The organism is Cellulomonas fimi, assembly GCF_028527925.1.
GTDB lineage: Bacteria > Actinomycetota > Actinomycetes > Actinomycetales > Cellulomonadaceae > Cellulomonas > Cellulomonas fimi_C.
The window spans coordinates 1-2,330 of the sequence record NZ_JAPESW010000101.1 but is presented as its reverse complement, the minus strand read 5'-3'; the positions used below and the strand labels follow the sequence as shown (position 1 = coordinate 2,330).

The window sequence follows — 2,330 nt, the reverse complement described above, 5'->3', positions numbered from 1 at the left end:
CCTCACGGCGTGCAGCCAGGGCGACGGAGGCTCGGACGACGCGACCGAGGGCAGCACCCCGGCGCCCGCCACGATCAAGCTGTGGCTCAACGGCACCGACACCGGTGACGCGCTCCGCGAGTACCTCGTGACCACGTTCGAGAAGGAGAACCCCGGCTCGAAGCTCGTCATCGAGGAGCAGGACTGGAGCGGCCTCGTGCCGCGCCTGCAGACCGCGCTCGCCTCGGAGGAGCAGACGCCGGACGTCGTCGAGATCGGCAACACCCAGTCCGCGACGTTCACCTACGCGGGCGCGTTCTCGGACATCACCGACCTGTACGAGGAGGTCGGCGGCGCCAAGCTGCTCGACGGCTTCGTCGAGGCCGGCAAGGTGGACGACAAGAACTACGCGCTGCCGTACTACTCCGGCGCGCGCGCCGTGTTCTACAACAAGGACATGTTCGCGGCGGCGGGCGTCGAGGTCCCGACGACGATCGAGGAGTTCGGCGAGGCCGCCAAGAAGCTGCAGTCGGACACGGTCTCCGGCTTCTGGTTCCCCGGCCAGGACTGGTACAACGGCGCGACCTGGCTGTACACCGCCGGCGGCGACTTCGCGGTCAAGGACGGCGACCAGTGGAAGGGCGCGCTGTCCGACCCGAAGTCGGTCGAGGGCCTCGAGCAGGTCGCCGACCTGTTCGCGAACGCGACGAACGCGCCGGCCGACGCCGACTCGAACGAGCCGTGGGTCCCGTTCAACGCGGGCCAGGCCGCGATGTTCTCGGCCCCGACGTGGGCGCGCTGGAGCATCGACCTGCCGCAGTGCAACAAGGGCGTCGACCCCGACGACAAGTCCGACGAGGCCAACGCGCTGCGCTCCGAGCAGCAGGCCTGCAACGAGGAGCACACCGGCATCTTCGCGATGCCCGGCACCACCAAGGGTGAGTTCGCCACTGCTTTCGCCGGTGGTTCGAACATCGCGGTGGCCGCGAAGTCCAAGAACCAGGAGCTCGCGAAGAACCTCATCCGCATCATCTACTCGCCCGAGTTCCAGGAGATGCTCGGCCAGAACGGCCTCATCCCGGGCAACACCGAGTACACGTCGTCGATGGGTGACGACGTCTACGCCCAGGCCGCGGTCTCGGCCGCGATCAACGCCAAGCTGACCCCGGCCGCCGAGAAGTGGGCCGACGTCGAGGGCGACCGCGTCCTGGAGGACTTCTTCCAGAAGATCGCCACGGGCACCCCCGTCGAGCAGGCCGCGGCTGACGCGGACCAGCTCCTCGAGGACACGCTCAACTGATCCACCGGCCGGCCGGGCCCCGCGTGAGGCGGACCCGGCCGGCCCCGGTCAGGCGCGGCCGGGCCGCCGGCGCACAGCCCCGGCCCGGCCGCCGCCCTGAAGGAGCCCCCCGCATGGCAGCCACCGCCCTCGCGACGGACGCGCCCGACGCCCCGGCCACGCCGGTCCGCCGTCGCCGGCCCCCGTTCGGCGTCTACGGACTGCTCGTCCCCGCCGCCGCCGTCATCGCCGTCGCCCTCGGCTACCCCCTCGTCCGGCAGTTCGTCATCTCCTTCCAGGAGTACGGGCTGCGCCAGCAGTTCGGCCAGCCCGCCGAGTGGGTCGGCCTGCAGAACTACACGGACCTCCTGTCCGACCCCTACGTCTGGACCGTGATCGCCCGGTCCATCGCGTTCTGCCTCGTCAACGCCGCCCTCACGATGGTGATCGGCATGGCGCTCGCGGTGCTCATGGCCCGCGTCGGGCGCGCCGCACGCATGACGCTGCAGGTCGCGCTGCTGCTCGCATGGGGCACGCCCGTCCTCGCGTCGATGACCGTGTGGCAGTGGCTGTTCGACACGCAGTACGGCGTCATCAACTGGGTGCTCGTGAACGTCCTGGGTCTCGACTCGATGGCCGGGCACTCCTGGATCGTGCAGCCGCTGTCCTTCTACGTCGTCGCGACGGTGATCGTCGTCTGGATGTCGGTGCCGTTCGTCGTGTTCTCCGTCTACGCGGGCCTGCTGCAGGTCCCGGAGGAGACGATGGAGGCCGCGCAGCTCGACGGTGCCTCCGCGCGGCAGCGGTTCTGGCGCATCACGATCCCGATCATGCGGCCCGTCCTGTCGATCGTCCTGCTGCTGCAGGTCATCTGGGACCTCAAGGTGTTCACGCAGATCTACGTCCTGCAGCGCGCCGGCGCGCCCACGCGGGAGACGAACCTGCTCGGCACCCTCATCTACTCGTACTCCGACGAGTTCTCGAAGGCCGGTGCGCTGGCCACGATCATGCTCGTCATCACGCTCGCCCTGACCGGGTTCTACATCCGGCAGATGCTCAAGGAGGACGAGCT

2 protein-coding genes are annotated in these 2,330 nt (G+C 69.5%); both read left to right on the top strand.

Features of this window, described 5'->3' with window-relative positions; translation table 11 throughout:
- A partial coding sequence (locus tag OMK64_RS19875; protein WP_272730083.1) for an extracellular solute-binding protein occupies positions 1-1,279 on the top strand: 1,279 nt, incomplete at its 5' end.
- A gap of 113 nt (positions 1,280-1,392) precedes the next feature.
- Positions 1,393-2,330 (top strand): carbohydrate ABC transporter permease (locus OMK64_RS19870; RefSeq protein ID WP_272730082.1); only part of this gene is annotated, 938 nt, incomplete at its 3' end.